Origin of the sequence: Micromonospora sp. MH33 (assembly GCF_003013775.1) — a bacterium.
Classification (GTDB): Bacteria; Actinomycetota; Actinomycetes; order Mycobacteriales; family Micromonosporaceae; genus Micromonospora; species Micromonospora fulviviridis.
The window spans coordinates 1-2,587 of sequence record NZ_MUYZ01000525.1; the positions used below are offsets into that span (position 1 = coordinate 1).

A 2,587-nucleotide genomic window follows, 5' to 3' on the forward strand; every position below is an offset into this window, starting at 1 on the left:
CCAGTCGGCGAGCCGGGCCGCCTGGGCGCGCAGCCCCTCCTCGTCGGCGCCGGACACCGCCCAGGGCAGCAGCGGCGGCGCCGGCCGCGGTACGGCGTCGCGATCCGGTACGGGGTCGCGTTCCGGCGCGGCGTCCTCGGTGGGCGGGGCCGCTTCGAGGACGACGTGGGCGTTGGTGCCGCTCACGCCGAACGCCGACACCGCCGCCCGGCGCGGCCGGTCCAGCTCGGGCCACGGCCGGGCCTCGGTGAGCAGCGCGACGCCGCCGTCGGACCAGTCGACGTGCGGGGTGGGCTCGTCGACGTGCAGGGTGGGCGGGAGCAGGTCGTGCTGGAGCGCCAGCACCATCTTGATCACGCCGGACACGCCGGCCGCGGCCTGGGTGTGGCCGATGTTGGACTTGACCGAGCCGAGCCAGAGCGGCCGGTCGGCGGGGCGGTCCTGCCCGTACGTGGCGAGCAGGGCCTGCGCCTCGATCGGGTCGCCGAGGCGGGTGCCGGTGCCGTGCCCGTCGACGACGTCCACGTCGGCCGGGGTGAGCCCGGCGTTGGCCAGCGCCTGCCGGATGACCCGCTGCTGGGCCGGGCCGTTCGGGGCGGTGAGGCCGTTGGACGCGCCGTCCTGGTTGGTCGCCGAGCCGCGGATCACGGCGAGGACCCGCCGGCCGTCCCGCCGGGCATCGGAGAGGCGCTGCAGGAGCACCAGGCCCGCGCCCTCGCCCCAGCCGGTGCCGTCGGCGGCCCCGGCGAACGACTTGCACCGCCCGTCGGCGGCGAGCCCACGCTGCCGGGCGAACTCCAGGAACGGCCCGGGAGTGGCCATCACGGTCACGCCGCCCGCGACCGCCAGGTCGCACTCCCCGGCCCGTAGCGCCTGCGCGGCGAGGTGCAGCGCGACCAGCGACGAGGAGCAGGCCGTGTCCACGGTGACCGCGGGCCCCTGGAGCCCGAAGGTGTACGAGAGCCGGCCGGAGACCACGGCCGCGGCGTTCCCGGTGGCCTGGTAGCCCTCGGTCTCGGCGCGGGCGGCCATCAGCAGGGTGGCGTAGTCCTGCCCGTTGGTGCCGACGAAGACGCCGGTGCTGGTCTCCCGCATGTCGGCGGGGGCGATGCCGGCCCGTTCGAACAGCTCCCACCCCGTCTCCAGCAGCAGCCGCTGCTGCGGGTCCATCACGAGCGCCTCGCGGGGCGAGATGCCGAACAGCCCGGCGTCGAACCCGCCGACGTCCGGCACGAAGCCGCCCTCCCGGGCGTACGAGGTGCCGGGGGCGTCGGGGTCGGGGTGGTAGATGGCGTCGAGGTCCCAGCCCCGGTCGGCGGGGAACGGGCCGATGGCGTCCCGGCCCTCGGCGACCAGCCGCCACAGTTCCTCCGGGCTGGCCACCCCGCCCGGGTAGCGGCAGCTCATGGCGACGATGGCGATCGGCTCGTCCAGGGCGGCGACGGCCCGGGTGGGCACCGGCGCCTGCTCGGTGACGCCGAGGATGCGGTCGGCCAGCCAGCCGGCGAGCAGTGCCGGAGTGGGCCGGTCGAAGACCAGCGTCGCGGGCAGCCGCAGCCCGACGGCCTCGCCGAGCCGGTTGCGCATCTCCACGGCGCTGAGCGAGTCGAACCCGATGTCGCGGAACGGTCGGTCCGCGCCGACCGCCTCGGCGGAGGCGTGTCCGAGCACGGCCGCGGCGTGCACCCGGACCAGCTCCAGCAGGGCGCGGCGGCGTTCCGGCCCGGCCAGGCCGGCGAGCCGGCCGCGCAGCGGGGACGCCTCGGCCGGCTCGTCGTCGCCGGCTCGCGTGGTGGCGAGGAGACGGGCGACCTCGGGGATGTCCTCGATGAGCGGCCGGGGGCGGGTCAGCGCGTAGGTCTGGTGGAACCGGTCCCAGGCGATGTCGGCCACGGCGAGGGTGACCTCGTCGTGGGCGAGGGCCTGGGCGAGCACGGCGACGGCCAGCTCGGGGCGCATCGGCCGCACGCCGGAGCGGAACATCTGGTCGGCGGCGCCCTCGGTCTCCATCATGCCGCCGCCGTCCCAGGCGCCCCAGGCCACGGCGGTGGCGGCGAGACCACGCCGGCGCCGGTCCTCGGCGAGGGCGTCGAGGAAGGCGTTGCCGGCGGCGTAGCCGCCCTGGAGGCCGCCGCCCCAGACCCCCGCACCGGAGGAGAAGAGCACGAAGGCGGCCACGTCGCCGCCGAAGGTCGCGTCGAGGTTGACCGCGCCGGCCACCTTGGCGTGCAGGCCGTCGGCGAGCCCGGCCAGGTCGGTCTCGGCGAGCGGGCCGGCGTGGGCGACCCCGGCGGCGTGGACGACCGCGTCGATCCGGACGCCCTGCCCGGCGAGCCCGTCGACCAGGGAGCGCAGCGATTCGCGGTCGGCCACGTCGCAGGCCGCCACGGTGACCATCGCGCCGAGGGCGGTCAGCTCCGCCGTCAGCTCCGTCGCACCGGGCGCGGACGGGCCCTGCCGGCTGGTCAGCACCAGGTGGGCGGCACCGTCGCGGGCCAGCCACCGGGCCACGTGCGCGCCGAGCGAGCCGAGGCCGCCGGTGACCAGGACGGTGCCGGCGGGCCGCCAGCCGGTGGCGTCCGGCGGG

At 77.6% G+C, this 2,587-nt stretch carries 1 protein-coding gene; it reads right to left on the reverse strand.

The genetic code is table 11. From position 1 onward, the window contains the following. A partial coding sequence (locus B0E53_RS35340) for an SDR family NAD(P)-dependent oxidoreductase (RefSeq protein ID WP_146167933.1) occupies positions 1-2,587 on the reverse strand: 2,587 nt, incomplete at both ends.